The organism is Indolivaga capnocytophagoides DSM 22835 (genome assembly GCF_000426485.1).
Classification (GTDB): domain Bacteria; phylum Bacteroidota; class Bacteroidia; order Bacteroidales; family Dysgonomonadaceae; genus Dysgonomonas_A; species Dysgonomonas_A capnocytophagoides.
On the sequence record NZ_KE384529.1, the window covers coordinates 36277 to 62468 of the forward strand.

The 26192-nt window shown below is 35.8% G+C and carries 18 protein-coding genes; 14 read left to right on the top strand and 4 right to left on the bottom strand.

Translation table 11 applies throughout. The features are described 5' to 3' along the window. The first annotated feature begins 38 nt into the window (after positions 1–38). The 7 genes from K322_RS19505 (at position 39) to aroB (ending at position 6919) form a co-directional block, all read left to right on the top strand. The gene (locus K322_RS19505; RefSeq protein WP_051290809.1) at positions 39–1079 is read left to right on the top strand and encodes a glycosyltransferase family 2 protein; all 1041 of its coding nucleotides are present in this window, start codon (positions 39–41) and stop codon (positions 1077–1079) included. After that, complete coding sequence (locus K322_RS0113645; RefSeq protein WP_026627370.1) at positions 1063–1590, top strand: GNAT family N-acetyltransferase; 528 nt, start codon at positions 1063–1065, stop codon at positions 1588–1590. Before K322_RS19505 ends, K322_RS0113645 begins: the two co-directional genes overlap by 17 nt. A gap of 157 nt (positions 1591–1747) precedes the next feature. Next, positions 1748–2314 carry an L-threonylcarbamoyladenylate synthase gene (locus tag K322_RS0113650; RefSeq protein ID WP_026627371.1) on the top strand — a complete coding sequence of 189 codons (567 nt, stop codon included), beginning with the start codon at positions 1748–1750 and terminating at the stop codon, positions 2312–2314. Then, positions 2311–2883, top strand: a complete 573-nt coding sequence (locus K322_RS0113655; RefSeq protein ID WP_026627372.1) for a pentapeptide repeat-containing protein — start codon at positions 2311–2313, stop codon at positions 2881–2883. Before K322_RS0113650 ends, K322_RS0113655 begins: the two co-directional genes overlap by 4 nt. 187 nt (positions 2884–3070) lie before the next feature. Next, on the top strand, positions 3071–4861 hold the full coding sequence (locus K322_RS0113660) for a chloride channel protein (RefSeq protein ID WP_026627373.1): 1791 nt from the start codon (positions 3071–3073) through the stop codon (positions 4859–4861). Between the two features lie 17 nt (positions 4862–4878). Next, positions 4879–5850 (top strand): methionyl-tRNA formyltransferase, encoded by a 972-nt coding sequence (fmt, locus tag K322_RS0113665; RefSeq protein WP_026627374.1) that lies wholly within the window; start codon positions 4879–4881, stop codon positions 5848–5850. A 10-nt stretch (positions 5851–5860) separates the two neighbouring features. Then, positions 5861–6919 carry a 3-dehydroquinate synthase gene (gene aroB / locus K322_RS0113670; protein WP_026627375.1) on the top strand — a complete coding sequence of 353 codons (1059 nt, stop codon included), beginning with the start codon at positions 5861–5863 and terminating at the stop codon, positions 6917–6919. A gap of 79 nt (positions 6920–6998) precedes the next feature. On the opposite strand, the gene K322_RS0113675 is transcribed toward aroB, so the two are convergent. From K322_RS0113675 to K322_RS0113685, 3 genes are all read right to left on the bottom strand, one after another. Beyond that, complete coding sequence (locus K322_RS0113675; protein WP_026627376.1) at positions 6999–12848, bottom strand: alpha-2-macroglobulin family protein; 5850 nt, start codon at positions 12846–12848, stop codon at positions 6999–7001. 174 nt (positions 12849–13022) lie between these two features. Further along, the gene (locus K322_RS0113680) at positions 13023–14270 is read right to left on the bottom strand and encodes a type IX secretion system plug protein (protein WP_026627377.1); all 1248 of its coding nucleotides are present in this window, start codon (positions 14268–14270) and stop codon (positions 13023–13025) included. A gap of 92 nt (positions 14271–14362) precedes the next feature. Next, positions 14363–15979 carry an ABC-F family ATP-binding cassette domain-containing protein gene (locus K322_RS0113685; protein ID WP_026627378.1) on the bottom strand — a complete coding sequence of 539 codons (1617 nt, stop codon included), beginning with the start codon at positions 15977–15979 and terminating at the stop codon, positions 14363–14365. 220 nt (positions 15980–16199) lie between these two features. On the opposite strand from K322_RS0113685, the gene K322_RS0113690 reads away from it, so the two are divergent. From K322_RS0113690 to K322_RS0113705, 4 genes are all read left to right on the top strand, one after another. Then, a complete protein-coding gene (locus K322_RS0113690) occupies positions 16200–16565 on the top strand; it encodes a DMT family protein (protein ID WP_026627379.1) in 366 nt (121 codons plus the stop codon). A 243-nt stretch (positions 16566–16808) separates the two neighbouring features. Continuing rightward, complete coding sequence (locus K322_RS0113695; RefSeq protein WP_026627380.1) at positions 16809–18116, top strand: aspartate kinase; 1308 nt, start codon at positions 16809–16811, stop codon at positions 18114–18116. Positions 18117–18137: 21 nt separating this feature from the next. Continuing rightward, positions 18138–19295, top strand: a complete 1158-nt coding sequence (gene lysA / locus K322_RS0113700) for a diaminopimelate decarboxylase (RefSeq protein WP_026627381.1) — start codon at positions 18138–18140, stop codon at positions 19293–19295. Positions 19296–19497: 202 nt separating this feature from the next. Beyond that, positions 19498–20661 (top strand): glycosyltransferase, encoded by a 1164-nt coding sequence (locus tag K322_RS0113705; protein WP_026627382.1) that lies wholly within the window; start codon positions 19498–19500, stop codon positions 20659–20661. 46 nt (positions 20662–20707) lie between these two features. Here K322_RS0113705 and K322_RS0113710 read toward each other — a convergent pair whose 3' ends face one another. Beyond that, positions 20708–21388 (bottom strand): exosortase/archaeosortase family protein, encoded by a 681-nt coding sequence (locus K322_RS0113710; protein ID WP_051290810.1) that lies wholly within the window; start codon positions 21386–21388, stop codon positions 20708–20710. 356 nt (positions 21389–21744) lie between these two features. On the opposite strand from K322_RS0113710, the gene K322_RS0113715 reads away from it, so the two are divergent. From K322_RS0113715 to K322_RS0113725, 3 genes are all read left to right on the top strand, one after another. After that, positions 21745–23052, top strand: a complete 1308-nt coding sequence (locus tag K322_RS0113715; RefSeq protein ID WP_026627384.1) for a hypothetical protein — start codon at positions 21745–21747, stop codon at positions 23050–23052. A 34-nt stretch (positions 23053–23086) separates the two neighbouring features. Further along, a complete protein-coding gene (lptC, locus tag K322_RS0113720; protein WP_026627385.1) occupies positions 23087–23701 on the top strand; it encodes an LPS export ABC transporter periplasmic protein LptC in 615 nt (204 codons plus the stop codon). Between the two features lie 329 nt (positions 23702–24030). After that, positions 24031–26148, top strand: coding sequence for a peptidylprolyl isomerase (locus tag K322_RS0113725; protein ID WP_026627386.1), 2118 nt, complete (start codon positions 24031–24033; stop codon positions 26146–26148). Positions 26149–26192 lie beyond the last annotated feature (44 nt).

Genomic DNA, 26192 nt, shown 5'->3' on the forward strand with positions numbered 1-26192 from the left:
AATTAGCTGCAGTATCAGTAAGACCTGATATTTCAAAGATGAAACTATCCATAATTATAGTCAATTATAATGTTAAGTATTTTTTGGAGCAATGCTTGAATTCGATTTTTGCGTCCATTACTGATTTTGACTATGAAATCATTATAGTTGATAATAATTCTTCCGATCACTCAATACCCTATCTTCAATCACGGTTCAGCCAAACTAATCTCCACTACATTATCAATGACAATAATCCGGGATTTGGAAAAGCTAACAATCAGGCAATAAGACAAGCTAAAGGAGAATATCTGTTAATACTCAATCCTGATACTGTATTAGGTGAACATGTTTTACTAAATGTGATTCGTTTTCTCGATCAGAATCCTCAAGCCGGAGCGGTAGGAGTAAAAATGATTAACGGATACGGACAGTTTCTAGCAGAATCAAAAAGAAGTGTCCCCTCCCCTTGGGTCTCCTTCTGCAGATTATCGGGATTACAGGCGGTGTTCCCAAAGTCACGGATATTCGGTAAGTACAACCTACTTTATCTAAACAAAGACTCTATAAATGAGGTTCCCGTTTTAGCAGGGGCTTTTATGATGATCCGTCATTGTGCCATCAACCAGACAGAAGCTTTTGATGAAGATTTTTTTATGTATGGCGAAGATATAGATCTCTCATTCCGTATAGAACAGACCGGATATAAAAACTATTATCTTCCAGAAAAAATTATTCATTACAAAGGAGAAAGCACTGATAAAAACAACCTCAAATACATAAAAGCATTCTATGAGGCTATGCTTATATTTTATAAAAAGCATTACACTGATTCTAATAGACTTTTATACTCATTGATTTGTGCTTCAGTTAAATTAAAATTATATTTTTCCGGCAAGAAAAAAACGCTTGGTAAACATATGCCTGAAAAAAAGACATATACTTTCGATTCGTCACAAACGTCATTCGAAAATATTATTGAAGAAATGGAGAAGCACAGTTCCGAAAACACTCGTTTTTTAATATATTCGCCCCGGACAGATATTACAATAGGTACAAAAACAATAATACATTCTTCAAATAATGTATCTCGAAAATGACGATATAAAATTACGTGCATTAGAGCCCGAAGACCTCGAAGTCTTGTATAAATGGGAAAATGACACACAGCTATGGATACATGGCAACACTTTGTCGCCTTATTCTAAATTAGCTCTCAGAGAGTATATTGCCGATACTCAACAAACCGATATTTATCAGGCAAAACAATTACGGCTGATGATCGAACTAAAATCAGATGGTACTGTTATAGGTACAGTTGATATTTATGATTTTGATTTTCATCATGCCAAAGCCGGTATCGGTATACTTGTTGACAATGCTTACAGGCAATGTAATTATGCAACAATAGCTCTTGAATTAGTACATGAGTATATTTTTAATTTTTTACGTATTAATCAACTTTATGCCTATATAGCCTCGGACAACAAGAATAGCCTGAAACTATTCGAAAAGTCAGGGTATAAACAGTCCGGATTTCTGAAGCAATGGATATACTGTTCGGAACAATACAAAGATGTATATATATATCAGCTGGTAAATAATCACTGAAGAATCTCAACAATAAATTTATCTATAAAAGAGATAAGCAAAGAATGTGATATCAAGAAAAAGGCTATAACCTGAAAAGGACATATGCCTGTTACTTTTGTTACCTTTTATATTAAACATCTGAATAAGAAGAAAAAAAGTAATATATTTATAATAAATGAAAGAAGATATACAAAAAGCCATGGAGGTAATGGCTGCGGGAGGTATCATACTCTATCCTACTGATACTATATGGGGCATTGGTTGCGATGCGACAAACGAAGAAGCCGTACGCAAAATATACGAATTGAAAAAGAGGTCGGATAGCAAAGCTCTTATTGTATTGACGGACAATCCCGTAAAATTGGAATATTATCTGTCTGATGTACCGTCATTGGCTTATGACCTTATAGATGCATCTGAGGATAAACCGCTTACAATCATTTATGACAATGCTAGAAATCTCGCACCTAACCTGATAGCTGAAGATGGAAGTATAGCAATACGAATCACAAGTGAGAAGTTCTCACAGGAATTATGCCGGCGTTTTCGTAAAGCAATAGTTTCTACGTCAGCAAATGTGAGTGGAGAATCATCTCCGTCTAATTTTACGGAAGTATCGGAAACAATAAAAAACGGGGTGGATTATATCGTTAATTACCGTCAGCAAGATACTTTCAAAGCTAAGGCTTCAAGCATACTTAAATTGAGCAACAACGGAGAAATCAAAATCATCAGAGAGTGAGTACATTATTATTTGAAAATCAAAAGATCACATCATCCGAATTCCCTGACAACCTCGCATCAGGTACAGACTTTATAGATTGTACGATTGAAAAATGTAATCTCTTCGAACGGGATCTAACTTCCGTTAATTTCACCAACAGCACCTTTGCGAATTGTGATCTTTCGATGAGCAAATTATCGAATACCCAATTAAACAATGTGATTTTCAAAGATTGTAAAATGATGGGGATAGATTTCAGCAAATGTATAGGATTTCTTTTCGAAGTGCATTTCTATAACTGTATCTTGGATTTCTGCTCTTTCGAACACCTGAAAATGCAGGGTACTACATTCAAAGATTCATCCATGAAAGGGGTTGATCTGACAGGAAGTAATCTTCAAAAATCATTTTTCCTGAATACAGATTTGTTTGATGCCCGTTTTTCCCATACCAATCTGAAAGAATGTGATCTTAGTCTGGCTTATAATTTTACGATAAGCCCGACTCAGAATAATATAAAGAAAGCAATCTTCTCGGAAAACAATATCAGCGGATTATTAAACGAATTCGGGATCAAAATAATCTGACGCTTATATGAAGATACATGGATAAGCAACAACAAGTATTTAATGATATATTTTTAAATTATAACCGACTTTGGCTGTTATACTTACCAAAGTAATAAACAGGACTGAGACCTTAGGTACAATTTGACATTCAAAATATTTCCATATTCTTATTGTAAATTGTAAATTTGAGGTTCAATTAATAAATATGGAACAAAATAGTAGTTTATCCAGGTTTTTAGCATGGAAGAACAGACATATACGGGAACAGCATTTTTTGGTTTTCGTAAGTTTTCTGGTCGGTATTTTAACGGCATTGGCTGCGCTCATTCTAAAAACACTGATTCATTTCATTCAGCACTTACTTACTGATAACTTCAGCATTGCAAATGTTAATTACATGTATTTGATATATCCTATAGTAGGTATTCTTATAGCAGGATTATTTGTCAGATATATAGTGAGGGATGATATCGGTCATGGGGTAACTAAAATTCTTTATGCAATCTCTCAGCGTAAGAGCTATATCCGTGCTCATAATATGTACACATCTATTATAGCCAGTTCCATAACCATCGGATTCGGAGGGTCGGTCGGAGCCGAAGCTCCTATTGTCCTTACAGGATCAGCTATAGGATCTAATCTCGGACGCTTTTTCAGAATAGAACAACGCTACCTCATGCTACTGATCGGATGCGGAGCCGCAGGTGCCATCGCAGGTATTTTCAAAGCCCCTATCGCAGGATTGGTCTTCGTTGTCGAAGTATTGATGCTAGATCTCACAATGACAACTATATTGCCATTGCTTGTAACATCGGTTACTGCCGCAACATTTACGTATGTGGTATCGGGTACCGGAGCCATGTTTCAGTTTGCACATGCCGAACCTTTTCTACTAGAGCGAATACCATATGTTATTGCATTAGGTATATTCTGCGGATTAGTCGCACTATATTTCACACGGGCAATGGACGCTACCGAAAATGTATTTCGCAAACTCAACTACTGGCAAAAGTTCGCAGTTGGAGCAAGTATTCTTAGTATTCTGATATTTCTGTTCCCCCCATTATATGGAGAAGGATACAATACAATCAACCTACTATTGAGAGGGATAAATGGCTCGGAAGCCATTATGGATGGAAGTTTATTCTATACGCTGAAAGGATCTAACTGGGGTATAATCGGGCTTTTAGGCTCTTTACTCATATTCAAAGTATTTGCATCGAGTGCGACTAACGGAGCAGGTGGTACGGGTGGTATATTTGCCCCATCATTATTCTTGGGTTGTATTGCCGGTTTTGCATTTGCTTACGTCATAAACGGATCACATCTATCGCCATTCCTCCCTCACGAAAATTTTGCGTTAATGGGTATGGCAGGAGTAATGGCAGGGGTAATGCATGCCCCTTTGACAGGGACATTCCTAATAGCCGAACTCACCGGAGGATATGAGCTACTGCTTCCGTTATTGATAGTATCAACAATCTCATTTGCCACTATAAAACTATTCGAGCCTCACAGTATATATGCAATGCGTCTCGCAAAAAAAGGAGAATTGATAACTCATCATAAAGACAAAGCGGTACTAACACTCATGAATCTAAAATCTCTATTGGAAGAAAGTTTTCAGGTTGTAAAACCAGAAATGAGTTTGGGAGACATGGTTAAAGTAATAACGCAATCGTCACGAAACGTTTTCCCTGTTGTCGATGACAATGGTAAACTTATGGGTGTGGTACTTATTGATAATATCAGAAATATCATGTTCCGTCCCGAACTATACGAACGCTTCAAGGTAACCCGTTTTATGGTATCACCTCCGGGGGTGATAAACGTGAATATGCAAATGGAAAAAATCATGCGGTTATTTGATCAGACAAAAGCATGGAATTTACCGGTTGTGGATGAAGACGGTAAATACCTCGGGTTCGTTTCAAAATCAAGTATTCTTAATAATTATAGAAAAGTTCTGGTTGACAATTTCTCAGAAATGGACTAAATCAGCACGAATAACTTATGAATAAAAAAGATCTAAGAATAGTATTTATGGGGACTCCTGAGTTTGCAGTAGAAAGTCTTCGTGTACTTGTAGAAAACAATTATAATGTAGTCGGAGTAATAACAATGCCCGATAAACCTGCGGGAAGAGGTCATAAGATACAATACTCGGCAGTTAAAAGCTACGCTTTAACACAAAACTTACCCTTATTGCAGCCCGATAAACTAAAAGATGAAGATTTTCACAAAGAACTAAAAGTATGGAAAGCCGATCTTCAGATAGTAGTAGCATTTCGCATGTTGCCCGAAGTAGTATGGAATATGCCACGGTTAGGTACATTCAATTTACATGCCTCTTTATTACCTCAATACAGGGGAGCTGCGCCTATCAACTGGGCAATAATGAATGGAGACAAAGAAACCGGAGCTACGACTTTCTTTCTGACTCACGAAATAGATACAGGAAAAATCATACTTCAAGAAAAATTACCAATCGGCGATTCGGACAATGTAGGAAAAATACATGATGAACTTATGGTTATGGGAGCTCAGTTAGTTAAAAGAACAGTAGACCTTCTGCTTGAAGGAAAAACAGAAGCCATTCCTCAAGATCAATTTTTCAAAAACGAAGAAGAACTGAAACCTGCACCCAAAATATTCAAGGAAACCTGTCATATCGATTGGAATCAGTCTGTAGAAAAGATATATAACCATATAAGAGGACTATCTCCTCACCCCGTAGCATGGACCGAATTAAAAGTTCAGGGACAAAACGCAGTTCCTGTAAAGATATACTCTGCTACAATGGAAAAATGTAAGCACGAACAATCAGAAGGAAATATCGAAACCGACAATAAGACTTATATAAAGGTAAGTTGCAAAGATGGTTTTATCAATATAACCAATCTTCAATTGCCCGGAAAAAAAGCTCTTAACACAGAAGAACTTTTACGAGGATACAAATTCCCTGAAAATAGTATTCTACAATAATATCGACTCTATGCAAAAAGTACTCAAATCGTCTGATCTAAAAGCAGATTTAAAGAATATTCTCACTCAGATAGCCCATGATAAGCTATTTGTTTTAACGGATACTAATTCAGATGTATTATGTTATCCTCTTATCTCTGAAATCGAAGAAATAAAGAAGGCCGGAAAAATCATCATAAAAGCCGGAGATAATAATAAGAATCTCGAAAGCCTGGCATGTATCTGGAGTTACCTTTCTCAAAACGGAGCGACCCGACACTCTTTGCTTATCAGTTTAGGAGGAGGTATGGTTACCGACATCGGAGGATTTGCCGCAGCCAGTTTTAAAAGGGGAATAAAAAGCATTAATATACCGACAACCTTACTTGGAGCTGTAGATGCTGCTGTAGGGGGAAAAACCGGAATTAATTTCAATGGTTTAAAAAATGAAATAGGTGCATTCGCTCCCGCTGAAACAGTACTGATTGATTCTGAATTTTTCAAGACACTAGATCATCCTAATTTTCTCTCAGGATATGCTGAGATGATCAAACACGGACTAATATCTAATGAACAGGTATGGTTAAACCTACTTTCTTTCGATACGCATCAGATCAATTACGATATACTGAAAGAATTGGTCGTAGAATCAGTAGCTGTTAAAGAAAAGATTGTAGAGCAAGATCCTTTTGAGAAAAATATCCGTAAAGCTCTTAATCTCGGACATACCATCGGACATGCATTCGAAAGCTTATCCTACACTATTAATAAGCCGGTTCAACATGGATATGCTGTAGCATGGGGAACTATTTGCGAATTATATCTCTCATATAAAAAATGTGGATTCCCTAAAGATAAATTATGGCAAACATTGGTATTCATCCGTGAAAACTATGGCTTGTTTCCGTTTTCATGTGACGATTATGAAACCTTATACGAACTAATGAAACATGATAAAAAAAATGAATCAGCAGAACGTATAAACTTTACCTTACTGGAAGGTATCGGTAAACTTGCACTCAACCAAACAGCAACTAAAGATGAAATCTTTGAATCAATCGATTTCCTGCGGGAATCTCTAGGTGAATAAGATTATAGATTTACTATTTAAAGACTAAAAAAGAACGGCTTTCCATGATGGAAAGCCGTTCTTTTTAGAAATATTCCTTTTATTTAATAACAACCTTAGTCCCTGATGTATGAGAGATATACTCAGGAGCATACAAACATTGTATCGTAGTTATACCATTGCTATAGTCACCCACTCGATTGACAAAAACGGGATATTCAAAAACATAAGTGCCTTTTGGCAATAAATCGAAAAAGAAGTTAGTGGATGCATCTTTAGTCGACTGATAATAATATGTGCTCTCCCGCCATTTGATTCCGGATAATGTTTCGGCCGGTTCAAAACACGAAGCCCTCATATCTTTCAGTTGAACAAACTCCATATCTCGATCGGAACGGATAGTCAAACGTATGATAACTTTATCTCCAACCTTTAAAGCTGTAGATTCACTCACTTCCACCAAAGATTTGCCATTGATAGAAGATTGCTCCACAAACAATTTCTTATCGACATTCAACACACCCTTTTGATCTGTTACTTTATCCAGATCTTCGTAATATTGCCAATACATAGTACCCCAAGAAGGACCTTCGGATGTTTTGGATATCGAAACTCTACCCATACCTGAGGTTATGTCTGATCCACTCCAACTTTGCTTTATATAATCCACACCAGGCACACTACTTTTCGTATCTAGAATTCTATCATTAATTGTAATTTTGGAATTTCCGGATGCAGCAAACCAATCATTACCTGCACTCAATAGAGCATATATCGCATCAATTGTAGCATGAGTCGACTCCCATAATTGAGTCTGTTTTTGTTTCAACAACCATTGTTTCATTCTATCCATTTCATCGTCAGACGCATTTGCATTTTTAAAGGCGTCCATCAGAAATGTATGCACAGTTACAGCTGATTGCCCCATAAAACTCCGAATTTCATTATTTGCCCAAAACATGCCCATTTCATCGTTTATTGTGGCATGCTCTCTCAAGGAGTTTATAATTTTGTTATTTAATATCTTATTACCATTCTGCGAAGCTAAAACAGCCAATAATGATTGCTCGTATAAATTGAGCTTAGTCCAATTTTTTTCTGCAATAGAAGTATAAAACCTCTCAGCTTCACGAGTCTTCTGGTCTATTGGTATATCTCGATAAAATGATCTTACATAAAGGTATTCCAATTGATTGGTTGATAAATAAGACAGCTTCTGCCAGTTTTTATTAAACCTCTTCAGATCTTCATATTCTTTCAGGATCTGTGAGTCTATATACTTAAGCGCATTCATCTGCATTACTTTCACGTTTTCTCCATACTCTACTGCATTAAGATGAGTTAGCTGAGTTAATCCGTACAATACATACTGCGTTATACTACGACTCGAATACATTCCTTTGTACCAAGCCCAGCCACCATCTTCACGTTGCAGTTCCTGTAATTTTACAATAGCCTGATCCGCCTGATTCTTCGAATTATTCAGATCCAACAGCAGAGACAATCTTTCCATCTGTTCTGTTTCGTCCTTAGCTTCTAGTACCCATGGTGTTTCCTCAAATAAAACTTGTTTAAGTTCGTCATTTTGCATCAACTTCGAAACCATTGTATTCTTATCTGCACCTTGTTTTTTCCATGTTGCTATCATCGAAGCTACTTTAGGATATTGATGAGATATAAAATTCCCCAATACATTGACATAATAGCTGGCAAACCAGTTTACAGCATTCTCATTGGTTGGGTTACTCAATACAGGTAACGCCTGCACGGCATACCATGCAGGATTTCCGGTATATTCGAACGTCAGCCGGTAGTTAGAAGAACTATTCGATTTATTGTTGACAAACCTATCGAATACAAAGTCTTTAGTCTGGCTTTTGTTCAGATTCATATTCATACTTTCGGTTACAAGCATCCTGTTAGAAAGTACAGGTAAAACATGTTGCTCTCCATCACTGAAAGATTCGCTTTCGGCTATAACTTTAACCCCAAGCATATCTATATCTGAAGGAACATCGAACAACCAGGTCACCGAAGACGATGCATCTTTAGCCAATTCAAAAATCTGAGACTTATTCTCCAATTTTATATCCTTTTCCAGATCTGTTACTGGATCAAAAAATACCAGTCGTACTTTTCCTGATACAGTTTTATCCGAAAGGTTGGATATCTTAGTAGAGATTGAAGCCTTATCGCCCTGCCTTATAAATCTCGGCATATTAGGGGTGACCATCAACTCTTTTCGAGATATTGCGATAGCCTCTAATGAGCCTGTATTAAGATTCTGATCATAGGCTAATGCTCTGAACCGCCATGTTGTATTCGATTCTGGTACTGTAAATGAAATAATAGTCTCTCCATTTTTATCCGTTCTCAATTGAGGATAGAAAAATGCAGTCTCATTAAAATTACTTCTTATCTGAACAGGAGACTTGTCTGCTATATTATCAACAATACCTGCATCGTCTGTAATCACAGGTGGTGTAAACTGTACAGAAGACTCTGATTTCATATCCATAATCCCCTGAACTGAACCAGAAAGTCGCTCTACGGCAAAAGCCGGTGCAGGCGCAGGTTGCGGCACAGAAGACATTCCTCTTATAACAATTCTATTATTGGAGGAAAAACTAAAACCAAATAAGTTCAAACGATCAATCGACATACTCTTATAGGAAGGTCGGCCTGTATTATCAAAATAAAAATATTGATTCAAATCATCAAATCCCCCTCCTCTTTGAAACAAATCAACTCCGGTTGATGGAGAATAAGAAGCAGTGATCAGATTCCAAGGATTAGGGCTGTTCAGTTTATCCAACGAACTATCATACATAGATGCCAGCAGTTCCGAAAAAGCAGGCTTACCGATATTGTCTTTTACCGAAATCCGCCATTCTTCCTGTTGTCCCGGCTTAAGCTTATCTCTGAAAACTTCAAATTTCAGATTAAGATCTTTCTTTTCATCCTCTTTCGTTAATACTATTTGTTGGGTATAAGGCTTTTCATCAATAATATATGTAAATGATACGACTGCGTTTTTATTATATTCCTTTTTATAAGGAATGGAGAATTTCTCAATTGAGTTGTTTAACTTAATCTGCCGTCTTTCAAATACCCGATTATTTCCGGCTATTTCATATAACACTGTAATATCTCTGGCTGAAACCCCAAAAGCAATCTCTGCACTTTGTGCTGTTGAGAAGGTTGTTTTCTTTTCTACTAGCCACTCATTTGATTCTATAGGAGGCTGTTTGTCATTGTATGAGTACAAAACAAAATTTTCTTTTGCAGTAACATTTCTACCCTTATCGTCTTTAGCAGAAAGAACTAACTGATATTTAGCAGAAGGCAAACTTCTCATAATTTCCATCAGATCTGTCTCTTCGGACTTAAATTCACCTGTCTTTACCTGTGAATTTATACTATCATTGGCATGTAAACTGTATAAGACGTAAGTTCCGTTTAATAAGATATTTTCCCCATTGAGATTAGTTGAACTAACAACTATCTTTTTGTCTGATGCTTTATCAATCTTATCACCTATATCTGTTGATAAAATCACTGATACATCTCCAACAACAAAGGATGAAGTCCCTTCCTGAGTCTCTCCATTCTGGTCGGTTACTGATACAGTAATCTCATAATTATATATTTGATTGCCAAATAAACGACTATTTGAGGTTTCTCTTTGAGGAATAACAAAAGAAACTTCAAATGAACCATCAGCATTAGTGACTACTGTACCGTTATCTATTGTTTCGGTTGCACCGCCATACCACCATCTGAAAAATGGACGTTGTATAACATTATATGAAACCTCTGCATCTTGCAGTTTTATTCCTGAAAAATTTTCGGCATGTCCGATTACCTTTACTTTGTCACCAAAAGCATACGCCTTATCTATTTTATCAAAAGTTACCTGAAAAGTCGGCCGTTTGTATTCTTCAACCATAAAATATGTATAACGATCACCAACCTTAATGCTATATTGTCCGGTTAACCGACCTTTCGGCAAGACGAATTCTCCTGAAACAGAACCAAAATCATTTGTGGTCAAACTCTTTTCGGATATTCTCTCACCATTGACATTGAACAACTCAACATTATATTGTTTGTTTTTGGCTAACGCGAACTCTCCTTCTTTGTCCTGTAACAAATTTACGGCTTTGAAATAGACTGTTTGCCCGGGACGATAAATACTCCGGTCTGTAAACAAATTGATAATCTCTTTTGATCCACTTTGCTCATTGGTCTGAAAATTATAAGAATAACTAAAATAAGCCAATACATTTTGTTTATCATCTCCTTTACTAACACTATAGCGATACGAATACAAATTACCTTTATCCCGGTTATATATTCTTGATAAATCATATACGGCAAAGCCTTTCGAATCGGTTTTTACTTGATCTATATCGTTATAAATATTCTTAGAATCGGATTTCTTAATTGTTATCACTGCATCTGACACAGGTGCACCTGTCAATCTGTCCACGATATAAAATTCATATACATCCTGACTTCTGTTCCGAACAAAATTTGCCAGTCGCGATATTGTAAACTCGCATCTTTCGGACTTATCGTTTGACACAGATTTATCAAAATCAATAACCAGATTGTAGTTACCTATTTTGTTCAGATCAATATCAAAATGGATGCTTTCTTGTGAATAAGTCGATTTTGGGTTCAGATTAACAGTCTGCTTTTTGACCTCTTGCTGAGTATTCTTATCTATAATTCTAAGATTGACATACTTTAAATTCCTGTATAGAAGAGTAAAAGTCTTTTTCTTCGTATCAGGATGATACACCTCTTTTCCTTTGATCTGAGCATAAGGACTCTCAATGTTATACAGAACATCTTTCAATAAGTTTATACGGCTGTATTTCGGATATTTTTTCAATCCTAGCTGACACCAATCATAAATCCGGGTCAGATTATCCTCTTTATCTGGCTCTCCCGTCCTCTGTAAAAGTTGGGTCAAGGCATAAATGACCTCTACATTATAATCGTATGCTTCGTTTTCCCGTTCAAGATTCAACAAAAAGCCTTTTGCATATTTATCAGTATATGAACCCACTGTCCGCATCAGATAATTATGACGGTCTAATTCTGTAAACACAACAGACTCGTTCATATTTCGGGCTTTAAAAGATTTTAAAGCACTCTGATAAAAACCAAGTATTAAAAGATTACCATTATCAGAAAAATTCAGTTTAAGAAAATCACTTGCAGGTAAAGCCAAATCGGAAGCTTTTAAACCTTTTGACTTTAAAGCCCTGTCAAAGTCTGCAGATTGAGAACCTTTATAAGAATTTGACATTCTTGCAGACTGATCTATAGCCCTTTTAATAAGAAAATCGTAAAGAGTAGGATATAATGTTCTCGAGTCTTCTCCTTCTATCAGTATATCTTTGTAATTCAGCACCGGCTGTTTAAGCAACTCACTCTCGTTCCCGACAGACGCCTTGAGGTGTTCTGCAGCTTTGTCTCTGAATATATTCCCTGTCCACTCTTTAATATCTTTGGGTATATATCCAACAATATCAGTCCGATTGGATATCTGCCATCTTACAGCATCATAATAATTTAGGTAAACTTCCGCAATAAGTGAATGAAGCAAAGCTTTATCATCAGCCTTGTTCGAAATCGTTATCAAACTGTCTATATCTGAAAAAATAGATATATCGGTTTCGTTATCAATCGAAATTTTATATTTATTGATATAAAGTAATGATTTGATAGTTTGCGGCGTATCTTTAGACGACACAGCATCTTTAAAAATACGATTAACTACACTTAAAGCAGATTTTGGTAAATTATCTTTTTCAAACTTCTCAACCTGCTCCCATTGAGATCTATACTTATTCATACCTTTTGAGGTTTGGTTAGTGTGTGCGAATACCCCTACTGAAAAGAGTATAAGCAATCCTAAAAACAATTGCTTCTTCATATTTTTTTATCTTATTTTTCAACTAAAGGTCTCAGACCTACTTATTACTTTGGTAAGTATAACAACCAAAGTATGTAATAAACTAAAAATACATCACTAGATGCTTGCTGTTACTTAGATATAATTTGTGTCCGAAATACATAAAGCCCTAATATTTTTTAAGATTTAATAATACTATTTCCCCGATATTAACAACAAACCGATTAATTGATCAGATAAGAACCCAACAGGGCGGTAATATACATAAACCGCATATTCGTTTTCTGTTTCAAAATAATTACCCTCAATTTTTGCCTGGCTATATATTTTACCCGACTGAGTAAGGTATTGGTAATTATATGCTCCCTGCTTTAATACAACATCAGCAGTATAAACTTTGTTTGCAATATCATATTTCATCAGGTACTTTTCATCAAACCAATTATTTGTAAAACCTCCGTTCAGATATATGGGCTCTAATATAGGTTCGGGAATATCCAATGTGAAACGTGTTTTAAAATAATCAGCCTGAATATCGGCATCATTCGCCTCTGCATTCCTGATCAGATAACGACCATTCTGATCCTGATCATAAATATAACGTTTACCAGCCCTTACCTTATCTGTGATAATACTAGTTGAATAATAAGGGCGGGTCAGGTCTGTAGATGCAATATTCAATCCATTATAACGGTAACTTACCGACTCGAAACGACGATACTCATTCCCTGCATCAAATATCAAATCACGGTTATGTTCATAGATTAACTTATCTCCCTGTATGTAAGTAGGCTTCACTCCTACCCGTTGATTATCCATTCTGTTATTTTGCCGGACTACCACTTTCAAATCGGAAAATGGATCTCTTATTTGTATGCCCGCCGTATTTATGGAAAAATTTACCTGCTGATGTTCTTTATTGGCGTCAATATCGGTATTAGATGAAAAAGCTCCGTCTATTTTAATCTTAGAATCGAGAACCGAAAAACAAGCCATAAGTAAAACCTTATTCTGTTCATCCTCGGCATAGACTTCCACGGCATAATTTCCCGACAGTTTTAATCGCTGACGATCGTTAGGTATCTGAAAATTATAGTTTGTATAATCAACAATCGTATTTACCGATTGCGCATAATCATCAATTAACAGATCATTAAATCCGTCTAGATATTCAATATCTAATAATCTGGACTTATTCCAATCGGCATCGCAATTTATGATCCGATATTTTAATGCCCTATAAGAATCTTCACCTAATATATCAAAATTGATGTTTATATAATTGTCTCCTGATAAATCTATAACAGGGATACTTGCCCAATTTCCATTCTTATTGACTTGTACGGTATGTACATCTTCGGACAATGGTTGTGTCTTGTATGCTTGCGGGTAAGAGTATAATACGCTTAACAGCAAAGTAATAGTTAACAATATCTTTTTCATAATAACAAAGGAAAGATTTTTAATCGTATGTAACAAAAAAAGGTCTGCAATCATTTGCAAACCTTTCTATCTGGTATATTATCATTCTCTATTTATGAAGACAAAGCTCTCTTTTTCGCCAAGAAATCTTTGATGCCACCAATATGTTCACGGACTTTCTTATCTGAAAACTCAAAGACTTTGGTTACCAATCCATCCAGAAAATCTCGATCGTGCGAAACAAGTATAACCGTTCCGTCATAATCTAGTATTGCATTTTTCAGGACCTCTTTAGTTTTCAAATCCAGGTGATTGGTCGGTTCATCGAGGATCAACAAATTAACAGGCTCAAGCAATAGTTTTATCATAGCTAAACGGGTACGTTCCCCCCCTGAAAGGATTTTCACTTTTTTATCCGAATCATCGCGGTTAAACATAAAAGCACCTAATATATTACGGATCTGAGTACGAACATCACCCTCTGCAACCCGATCTATCGTTTCAAAAACAGTGAGATCTTCATCTAATAAATCTGCCTGATTTTGTGCAAAATAACCGACCGACACATTGTGTCCGAGCATCATTGTTCCGTTATAAGGAGTTTCGCCCATCACACATTTCACGAAAGTAGATTTACCCTCACCGTTCTTTCCAGCCAAAGCTACTTTCTCGCCACGCTCGATCATCAGATTTGCATTTTCAAATACCAGATAATCATCGTATTTCTTGGTAACCATATCCACCGTTAACGGATAATTACCGGAACGTGTAGCGGGCTGAAATTTAATACGTATAGCAGATTTGTCTTCTTCATCAATCTCTACACGCTCCATTTTTTCGAGCTGCCTTACGCGGCTCTGTACTAATGTAGCCTTTGCAGCCTGCGCCCTGAAACGTTCAATAAATTCTTCGATTTCCTGTATCTGCTTTTGCTGAGCTTCCCACGCATGAATTTGCTGTTGACGACGTTCTTCTCTCAGCTCTACATATTTAGAGTAATTCACTTTATAATCATAAATCTTGCCTAAAGTCAATTCGATTGTACGGGTTGTTACCGCATCTATAAAAGCCCTGTCGTGAGAAATAAGAACTACGGCATTGGCCTGAGTTGTAATAAAATCTTCCAACCAGCCTATTGATTCTATATCAAGATGATTGGTTGGCTCATCCAATAACATAACATCAGGTTTGCGCAATAGTAGCTTGGCTAGCTCAATGCGCATGCGCCATCCACCACTGAATTCACTTGTAGGACGATCAAAATCTGAACGTTTAAACCCTAGTCCTAATAATGTTTTTTCAACTTCACCATCAAAATTTGTATCTTCAATATTAGCCAAACGCTCATGAGCATGTGTAAAATCATCTATCAACTTAGCATAGTCATCAGACTCATAATCGGTACGGGTTTCGAGTTGACGGTTCATTTCTTCGATCTGATCCTGTAGATCAAATATATGAGAAAAAGCCAACGATGCTTCGTCTCTTACCGTACGTTCATCGGAAACCTGCATTACCTGAGGGAGATAGCCAATAGTCATCCCATCGGGGCCTGTTACAGTACCTTTGTAGCTCTTATTAACCCCTGCTAATATTTTGAGCATGGTACTCTTTCCGGCACCATTCTTTCCGACCAAAGCTATTCGGTCTTTGGGGTTTATTATAAAATTGATATTGTCAAACAGGGTCTTACCTCCAAATTCAACTTTAAGACTTTCAACTATTAACATGAATTTTATAGACTTATTCTTTTAAGGTCACAGACCTTTTTTTATGAGACTTAGCAAGTATTAACAACAGATAGTTATTTTCCGGAATATGTCACTAAATACTTATGGTTACTGAAAGGGTGCAAAGGTAGGTAATTTATTTTATAAAATCTCTATACATAAAATTAGCTGAAACCAAGTTATTCAAACAGATACTTAATTATCTTTGCATCAAAAAAAGATGTCAGGTTTATATACTATATTATTGCTTATAGCATCCAATATCTTCATGACCTTTGCTTGGTATGGTCATCTGAAACTAAAAGAATTCTCGTGGTTTGCTGCGCTCCCTCTTATCGGAGTAATACTGATCAGTTGGGGTATTGCATTCTTCGAATATTGCTTTCAGGTTCCGGCAAACCGAATCGGATTTAATGAAAACGGAGGCCCTTTCTCGCTCATACAGTTAAAGATTATTCAGGAAGTCATTACTCTTACTGTTTTTGTGATTTTCAGTTCTCTCGTATTTCACGAATCTCTCAAATGGAACCATGTATTAGCTTTCTGTTTTATGGTTGCTGCTGTATATTTAGTTTTCAAGAAATAAAAGACAAAATGTATAATAACATAAAGCTATAAAATAAAAGTTTTTTTTGTATTTTTGTTCTCATTTTAAGGTCTAAGACCTATTTATTGACTTTGCAGGCATAACAGCAAAAGCTGGTTATTGCTTTAAAATACGTCATTAAATACTTTCTATTATTTATTATGTTCCTTATTCTATTTGAGGATTTAACGATTGTGGATTCTTATTTGAAATCAAGGACTCTTATTAAAAAATATTCAATAGATGAAAGTTCTAAAATTTGGTTCAACCGCCATAGATACTCCAGAGAGACTGAATATCGTAGCTGATATAGTTAGTAAAAATAACAAATGTATAGTTATAGTATCGGCCATTTCCGGCACGACATCTCTACTTGAAGAAATTTCGGACTATTTATACAAGAAAAATCCGGAAGGCGCAAACGAAACAATCAGTATTCTGGAAAAGGAGTACCAGCAAAAAATAGAACATACTTATAAAAACGTTGAGATAAAGGCCAAAGCAACTCTTTTTCTGAAAGAAAAGATAAATTATATCAGATCTTTCACAAAAGACTTGTTCACTCTATTTGAAGAAAAGATAGTCTTAGCCCAGGGTGAAATCCTTAGCAGTGGAATTGTAAATCTGCTTTTACAAGAAAAAGGCATCGAGACTAAAGAATTATCAGCTTTGGATTTTATTCGTATCGATAAGAAAAACGAACCGGATCTTTCATTTATCAGCAGTTCTTTAACAAAAATATTGGCAGACAACCGTTCGGATGTGTATGTAACCCAAGGCTACATCTGTAAAAATGCTTATGGAGAGGTGGATAATTTTCATTTTGGAGGTAGTGATTACACAGCATCTCTGGTAGGTGCAGCAATTAATGCCGAAGAAATTCAGATATGGACAAGCTTTGATGCTCTTTATGGGAACAATTCCCAACTGATGGCAAACACATCAACGGTACATCAATTGAATTTTGACGAAGCTGCCGAACTTGCTTATTTTGGAACAAAGATATTACATCCGATATGTATACTTCCCGCTAAAATGGCTAATATTCCGGTGAAGCTGCTGAATATATATACACCGGAGGCCAAAGGAACACTCATATCAAATGACACCGAGTCGGGCAAAATAAAGGCAATCGCGGCTAAAGACGGCATAACTGTTATCAACATTAAATCGAGCAGAATGTTATTGGCTCATGGTTTTTTGAGAAAAGTTTGCGAAATTTTCGAAAAGCATCTGACATCCATCGACATGCTGACTACATCCGAAGTTGGAGTATCTGTAACGATAGACAATACCAAGTATTTAGCAGAAATTACTGATGATCTCAAAAAATTGGGTATTGTTGCGGTTGATAAATCCATGACTATTATATCAGCAGTTGGAGATCTTGACTGGAAAAACGCAGGGCTTGAATCGAAGGTTCTTGATTCAGTGAAAGACATTCCTGTAAGGATGATATCATTCGGAGGCAGCAGTTGTAATATATCGTTTATTGTAAAAGAAGAAGATAAAAACAGGGCTCTGGAAGCTCTTAGAAATACTATTTTTTAACATCCAAATATCACAAAAATAATGACAAAAGGTACATTTCCTGTCGAACGCTTCAAAAGTATCGAAACGCCATTCTACTATTATGATGTCGATCTTTTAAAAGAGACATTAGACAAAATAAAAGATCAGACTCATAAGTACGGTTATCATCAACATTATGCAGTAAAAGCAAATGCCAACCATAAGATACTACAAATAATAGCTGCTGCCGGATTTGGTGCAGACTGTGTAAGCGGTAATGAGGTAAAAGCTGCAATAAGCGCAGGTTTTCCTTGCTCAAAAATTGTGTTCGCCGGAGTTGGTAAAACCGATAAAGAGATCAATCTGGCACTCGATTATAATATATTTTGTTTTAATGTAGAATCTCTGCCTGAACTTGAAGTGATCAACGAACTGGCTGAGAAAAAAGGCAAAAAGGCCTCCGTTGCAATCCGAATCAATCCCAACGTAGACGCTCATACTCACGAGTATATAACTACGGGACTGAATGAAAACAAATTCGGATTCAGTATGTCTTCGCTTGACAAAGTATTTGACAAAATCAAGACTTTCGAGAATATCGAATTAATAGGTATCCATTTCCACATCGGATCTCAAATCACAGAAGTTGAAACTTTCGAGCCTTTATGTAAACGTGTCAACGAATTGCAAAGCCAATGTGAAGCAAAAGGAATCCAATTAAGAAACATCAATGTAGGTGGTGGATTGGGTATCGACTATGACGATCCGAACACTAATCCTATTGCTGATTTCGGTCCTTATTTCGAAGTATTTCACAAACATCTTGAGCTAAGAAAAGGACAAATATTGCACTTCGAACTTGGACGTGCGGTAGTTGCTCAATGCGGTTCACTTATTTCTCGTGTAACATATGTAAAAGAAGGCGACAGCAAAAAATTCGTAATACTTGATGCAGGTATGACAGATCTCATTCGTCCTGCATTATATCAAGCATATCACAAGATTGAAAATATATCATCGGACCTTCCTATCGAAAAATACGATGTAGTAGGTCCTATATGCGAATCTTCGGATTGTTTTGTCAAAGATTACGATCTGAACGAAACCAAACGCGGCGATTTCGTCGCTTTACGCTCAGCTGGAGCTTATGGAGAGATCATGGCTTCGCAATATAATTGCAGAGAAATACCAAAAGCATATCTTTCGGATAAGCTGTAAAATACGATCAAACCTTAAATAAAGGGTAAGAAAGTCAAGATTATTGTACCTTGGCTTTCTTATGTATATAAGGCCGATACTAAATATGAGCTAGATTATATAATCCAAAGACAGCTTAAAGTATCGGATATTTATTAAAACAACAATTATCAATAGACGACACGAAGGCGCGTCAAAGAGGTCTGAAATCTTAATTTGCGGGATGGAACAGTTTATATCATCTTTTACAATAGACATAATAGGGATAATCATTTTCGGCATCTTACTGATTCTTCTTATTATTCAGCTTTATTTTTATCTGGGAGATTACAAAAAACCTGTAACCTACGCAGAAAATGACTACAACCAAGAGAAGAAGGATTGGCCTTCTGTATCCGTCATTATAGTTGGGAAGGATGAATCGGAAAATCTTGAAAAATGTTTACCGGTAATCCTTAGTCAAGACTACCCTAATTATGAAGTCATTGTTGTAAATGAAGGAGCTACAGATGAAACTGAGTTTTTGCTAAAAAGACTCAAAAAAGAATATTCAAATTTATATAGTACCTTCTCTCCTATTCCCGACAACGATGAAGAAGTACGTAATAAAGTACTGCCGTTGACAATAGGCATTAAAGCTGCCCGTAAAGACATCCTTTTATTTACCGAAGCCGACTCTATTCCCGTTGGAAATGAATGGATAAGAAGTATGGTAAGCCCGTTAAATAAAGAAACACAAATATCAATAGGTTACAGCCGCTTCGAAGGCAATGATGAGTCATGGAAAAAAATAGCAATTTTTGACAATCTCATATTCTCGCTTCAGTATTTCTCTAAAGCCATCAAACATAAACCATTCGCTGCGACATACCGCAATATAGCCTATCGTAAACACTTGTTTTTTGATAATAAGGGATTCTCTTCGGCCTTAAATTACAATAGTGCCGAACTTGTATTCGTAAACCGGATAATGACAAGCGACAACACTGCTGTAATTTTAAATAAGGAAAGTTTTGTATCGACCAATCTACAAAGTTTTAATCATTGGAAAGAAATCAAGACCTCGTATTACCGGGCTAAATCTCACTTTACAAATTATACTTCGGGGATTTTCTCACTTGAAACATTCTCCCGATATATGTTTTACATAACTACTCTGGCATCTATTGTATATAGTTCAATCTATTTTTTATGGGCTTACCTTGTGGCTGCGGTATTGCTATTTCTTATTAGATATATAACACAGATAATAGTATTAAATAAAGCGACAAATCTATTCGAAACACCTAAATACAGATTAAGTATTCCGTTCTTTGAAATACTTCAGCCTTACTTTAATTCGAGGTTTGTATCTTTAGCTAAAACAAAAAAGAAGAAAAGAAAATAAGGTCGGTCTATTGATTTAAGGCTCATTATTAAATTCAATAATAACCTCATGACTCTCTTATTTTCTGATAAGGTAGATTAAATTTTTCTTGCCAACAAAGCCAAAGCAGGAACATTACTCCGTCATAATATATCCACTTGAAAAAGCCATCGTGAAAGAAATGATACCAATCTATATAGAATTTCCAATACATTTGCTGTGAGCCATTCCAATCCACACCCGTCAAGGATTCATTTACAGGTATAAACCAAGCAGGAAATCCATCTTTTACTATAAAAGCGGTAACCACCAAACGGAGAATATTTATTATGAAAAGTATAAAGACTGATAAAGGAATATAATACAGTTTTTTGCGCCAAGGCCCCCAATAAAAAATAAGTATAAAAGTGAATAAAAGCATTTGCTTAATACCTGTACACCCCCACACAATTTTCATTTTCAGCGAATTATCGAAGTAAATAAACAAGCCTTTGATATTAAAGCTATCAAAGCCGAATAAATCATGAATAATCCAATAAACAATACGCGCTGTAGCTGCGCAAACAGGATAAATAGAGGAAGTCAGGTCAAATCCTAAAACAAACAATTGACTTTCAGTATCTCCTTCGTGTACACATAATTTCCATAAAAATTCAAAAAATAAGAAAAGGAAAAGAAAATAGAGGATTCCTTTTATTGGTTCTACTTTTTTTAGTAAAAATTGAATTTGTGAATATACGCGCCCCATTCTTCCGGTGAATTAAAGGTCCTAGACCTATTTATTTCCTCTTCAATTATAAATAGCAACGAACAGCTATTATCATGAATACTTTATTAAAACCTTCTATATTTAAGATAAAGCAATCCCAAAGATATCAATTTACACTGAATCTAAAGTTATTACAATTTATAAAGTATTCAATAATCAAAGCTCAAATAACAGAAGGCGCCCATTAAATTACATATATGATGTATAGTTAAGATATGCAAATTTTATAATAAAATACAGGTTCATGAATAAAAGGCAGTAGAATCTCAAGTAAAAAATAATACATTTGCAAACGAAAGACAATCTTAAAAATTCATTATCGAGTTTTCACACTAATGCAGAAATATAAAAAATTACTACTAGCGACAGGTATCGGGATTATTTTTATTGTTCCGCTACACGGACAAAATACCAACTCGCCATATAGTCGCTACGGATATGGCATTTTAGAAGGACAAGCTGTTGGTGCATCCAAAGGAATGGGAGGAATCAGTTATGGTGTCCAAGGACTGAACACCAATCCTGGTAACCCGGCATCCTATGCGGGGGTTGATTCTCTTACCTTTATTTTCGATATCGGTATTTCTTACCGAAAATCAAAATTAAGTGAAGGCAGCAGCAAGCAAAATGACGATAATGGAGGATTGGATTATATCGCCATGCAATTTCCTTTAGCTAAAAAACTGGGGATGAGTTTTGGTATATTACCCTATTCGTCTGTAGGATATGAATTCGGAACTGTTGAAACGTCAAATTCGATATCCACGCAAAAAACTTTTTCGGGTTCAGGTAATATCAGCCAGATATATGGAGGGCTAGCTTATTCACCTATAAAGAATTTATCTATAGGAGCTAATATATCTTATTTATTCGGTAATACGACCTATAACAGGGTATTCAATGTATTAAACGTTTCCGAAGCGAATATCGAATCAGATTATCATAAATTGACTGTCAATATGGTTAAGTTCGATTTGGGTGTTCAATATGCTCTACCTCTTAGCTCCGGAGACAAAGTTGTATTGGGAGCAGTATTTTCACCAAAGATTAAATCTTCCGGAAAAATTAATAATATCCATTATCAAGGAACATCCGGAGGCTCGGCCATTAAAAATGACACTATAAATTATACAGGTAAGGATGCGCCTACAGACTTACCGATGACTGTCGGAGCCGGTTTTACATGGAATCACAAAGGCCGTTTGGTTATTGGTGGAGATGTAACCTACCAGAACTGGGAAAAAGTTCGCTATTCAGAATATATGAAAGATAATTTGGATAGTAAAGACAGATTTAATAACAGGTGGCGTTTTAATGGCGGTATAGAATACTCAATTGATCCAAGAGACAGAAGTTTCATCAAAAGAATGAAATTCAGAGGCGGTATCAACTATGCCAATTCATATATGAATGTGCTTACTTCCGATAATTCTGTATCAGGTTATAAAGAATATGGTGCAACAGTCGGATTCGGGCTACCATTGACAGATCCATATACAAGAAGAACTTCGTACATAAATATAAATTTTGAATATAGTAATGTCTCTCCAGATAAATCGAATCTTATTAAGGAACAATATTTTGGAGTTTCATTAGGTCTTTGTCTGAATGACCTTTGGTTTATGAAGAATAAGTTCAGATAACAAGAGCGTAAAATTTTTTAAGAGAATTTTCTCAATGTGTTTTTTTAAGTCAAAGTCAGATCAACAATATAAAACAGGAATTAGGATACTTTCGATAAGTATCCTAATGCTGTATTTCGTTACATCCTGCGAGAATAATAAACAAGAAATTATAGACGAACCTCTTGACCGCGAAAAGACACCTTCGGTTCGTGATGATAGCGTGACTATGCTTATTTCTGATTCGGGAGTAATAAGATATAAAGTAATCACTCAGGACTGGCAGATATTCGATTCGTCAAAAGATCCGCACTGGTATTTTCCTAAAGGATTATATGTTGAAAGATTTGATTCTACTTTTCATGCAGAAGCAACTTTAAAAGCTGATACCGCATGGAATTTCACACAACGAAGACTATGGCAGCTTAAAGGTCATGTCTTTATGAAAAATACAAAAGGAGAAACATTCAGCACAGAAGAATTATTCTGGGATGAGAGACAACAAAAAGTGTATTCAGATAAATACATTGAAATAAACAGACCCGAAAAAATCAGACTAAAAGGAACCGGTTTCGAATCTAATATGAATATGACACAATACCGCATCTTCAGACCTGATAATACGAACCTCTATTTCGATGAAGAGAAAGAGGAGCAAGAAACTCCATAATAAGCTATAAATCTTTAATTAACTCAACTATTTTCCGAAATCATAATAAAGGTTTTATCTATAGAGAAAAGCAATTAATATGGAAATAAAGCATTGTAGTGATCAGCAAAAAAGAATACAGCTGAGAATATTCAAACATCGTGTAACTTTTGTAACCTTTCTGATATGAATTAATTATCATTATCCTCACTAATAAAATTCGAAAATTGGCTTTAGATCAGTTTTTTCATGATTTGACCGGATATTAAAGCTAAAATTATTATCTTCGCTCGCTAAAATATTGTAAATAAATAAATAATAATAACAATAAAATTAATAGTACGTTTTAAATGGCTGCATTACAAAAAATTAGAAATAAAGCCGGACTTCTTGTTGGAGTCATTGCTCTTGCATTGCTGGCTTTTATTTTCCCTTGGAATGAAGTAACGTCATTTATCCATAAGCAAAAGGACAAAGCTTTTGTTGTGGATGGGGATATTGTTTCAACAGGAGCATATCATCAGAGAATAACCGATTTCGAAACATTCCAGAAGATGATCAGTGGACAAACTTCATTAGATGAAAATACCACTTCTCAGATCAGAGAATTTGTTTACGAACAAATGGTTAAGGAAATGATGCTTGACAAAGAATCTCAAAAAATAGGATTAAGCGTTAGTGATACCGAATTAAACGATATGCTAACAGGAGCTAACCCATCTCCGCTTCTTCGTCAGATTCCTTTATTTACAGATCCTAAAACAGGACAATTCAGTGTACAGGCATTGAACCAGTTTTTATCGATTGTAAACACTGATACTAAATCAGTTCCTTTAGAACAACAGGCTCAATTAGAAAATCTGAAATCAGTATGGGCAACCATTCGTGGTATGATCAAATACCAACGTTTGGAAGAAAAATACAATGCATTGCTGGCTAACTCTGTTTTGGTAAACGATATCGAAGCTAAAGCGAACAGTGAAGCTACAAAAGCAACATCTGATATTGCATACGTTCTTAACAGATATTCTTCGATTGCAGATTCTACTGTATCTGTATCAGATAAAGAAATCGAAAAACTATATAACGAACGTAAGAATAACTTTAAGACTCAAGATGAGTTGAGAAAAATATCTTACTTCACAAAACAAATAGTACCAAGCGAAAGTGATTATGCTGCTGTTGAAAAAGAAGCTAACACTGCCCGCGAAAAATTGGTAACCGCAGACAATCCTGCGTTAGTTGTAGCTGATTATTCTGAAGTTCCATATCAAGACGTATTTTTCTCAGAAAAGAACTTGTCAGCAGAAGAAGGTAAATTTGCTAAAGAAGCCTCTGTAGGTGATGTCTACGGACCTATCCGCGAGAATGATACTTACAGAATCTATAAACTGATAGATCGTACATCGGCAGCCGACTCGGTAAAAATGAGAATGATTATTGTTCCGGAAGGGACTGATAAACTAGCAGCAAATGCAAAAGCCGATAGTATCATAAACGTGATCAAACAAGGAAAAGAATTTGCTGTTGTTGCAAATGAACTATATCCTCAGTCTAACGGAGGTGAAGTGGGTTGGGTTACAGAACCTCAATTAGCATCGGCTGGAAAAGATTTTGTTGATGCAGCGTTCAAAGCTCCAATAGGAGAAGTTACTAAGCTAAACCTACAAGGTCAAATCCAAATAGTAAAAGTTGAAGCTAAAACTCAGCCGACAACCAAATATAAATTGGCTTTGGTACAAATACCTGTAACTGTAAGCGATCAGACACTTGCTGCATTGGATAATGAATTAAACCAATTTGTAGCAGAAAGCGGAAATGCAAAAGACTTTGTTAAAGTTGCTCAGGAAAAAGGATACAATGTTACTCCTAACACTGTAATTACCGGCGCATATCCTAATATAGCCCAGATCAACGGATCAAGACAAGTTATATCATGGGCTTTCCACGAAAAAGTAGGTTCAGTTAAAAAGTTCGACCTTTCGGACTATAAAATTATCGCTCTGATCAATTCTAAAATAGACGCCGGATATCTTCCTGTTTCGGAAGTTAAAGATGTATTAAAAGCTGAACTTCTTAAAGACAAGAAAGCTGAAAAGATGATAGCTGACATGAAAGCTAAAAACTTAACATCTCTTGATGCTTATGCACAATCGCTAGGTTCAAAAGTAGATACAGTTAAGTTTGTGACTTTCAATACTCCAAACATTATGGGTATCGGTCGTGAATCAGCATTAAATGTATATGCAGAAGTAGGTCAGGTAAATAAACTGGCTGGTCCTGTAAAAGGAGACAACGGAGTATTGGTACTTACTGTTCTAAATAAAACAGATCAAAGTAAAGACTTCAATGTACAATCATTCAAACAAACAGCTAATAACCAAAATATGTATCGCATCATGTCTCAAGCGACACAAGTGCTGAAAGAGAAGCTGGATGTAAAAGACAATAGAATTGCGTTCTTCTAATAGAGATCGTTTATCTTATATAGTAAAAGAGAATACCTTAAACA

Bases quoted from the DNA above. Each gene is read 5' to 3' on its own strand.
- lysA (WP_026627381.1), top strand. From the start codon at position 18,138: ATGACAAAAGGTACATTTCCTGTCGAACGCTTCAAAAGTATCGAAACG.
- K322_RS0113725 (WP_026627386.1), top strand. From the start codon at position 24,031: ATGGCTGCATTACAAAAAATTAGAAATAAAGCCGGACTTCTTGTTGGA.
- K322_RS0113705 (WP_026627382.1), top strand. From the start codon at position 19,498: ATGGAACAGTTTATATCATCTTTTACAATAGACATAATAGGGATAATC.
- K322_RS0113645 (WP_026627370.1), top strand. From the start codon at position 1,063: ATGTATCTCGAAAATGACGATATAAAATTACGTGCATTAGAGCCCGAA.
- aroB (WP_026627375.1), top strand. From the start codon at position 5,861: ATGCAAAAAGTACTCAAATCGTCTGATCTAAAAGCAGATTTAAAGAAT.
- K322_RS0113690 (WP_026627379.1), top strand. From the start codon at position 16,200: ATGTCAGGTTTATATACTATATTATTGCTTATAGCATCCAATATCTTC.
- K322_RS0113660 (WP_026627373.1), top strand. From the start codon at position 3,071: ATGGAACAAAATAGTAGTTTATCCAGGTTTTTAGCATGGAAGAACAGA.
- K322_RS0113685 (WP_026627378.1), bottom strand. From the start codon at position 15,979: ATGTTAATAGTTGAAAGTCTTAAAGTTGAATTTGGAGGTAAGACCCTG.
- K322_RS0113650 (WP_026627371.1), top strand. From the start codon at position 1,748: ATGAAAGAAGATATACAAAAAGCCATGGAGGTAATGGCTGCGGGAGGT.
- lptC (WP_026627385.1), top strand. From the start codon at position 23,087: ATGTGTTTTTTTAAGTCAAAGTCAGATCAACAATATAAAACAGGAATT.
- K322_RS0113675 (WP_026627376.1), bottom strand. From the start codon at position 12,848: ATGAAGAAGCAATTGTTTTTAGGATTGCTTATACTCTTTTCAGTAGGG.
- fmt (WP_026627374.1), top strand. From the start codon at position 4,879: ATGAATAAAAAAGATCTAAGAATAGTATTTATGGGGACTCCTGAGTTT.
- K322_RS0113715 (WP_026627384.1), top strand. From the start codon at position 21,745: ATGCAGAAATATAAAAAATTACTACTAGCGACAGGTATCGGGATTATT.
- K322_RS0113680 (WP_026627377.1), bottom strand. From the start codon at position 14,270: ATGAAAAAGATATTGTTAACTATTACTTTGCTGTTAAGCGTATTATAC.
- K322_RS19505 (WP_051290809.1), top strand. From the start codon at position 39: ATGAAACTATCCATAATTATAGTCAATTATAATGTTAAGTATTTTTTG.
- K322_RS0113695 (WP_026627380.1), top strand. From the start codon at position 16,809: ATGAAAGTTCTAAAATTTGGTTCAACCGCCATAGATACTCCAGAGAGA.
- K322_RS0113710 (WP_051290810.1), bottom strand. From the start codon at position 21,388: ATGGGGCGCGTATATTCACAAATTCAATTTTTACTAAAAAAAGTAGAA.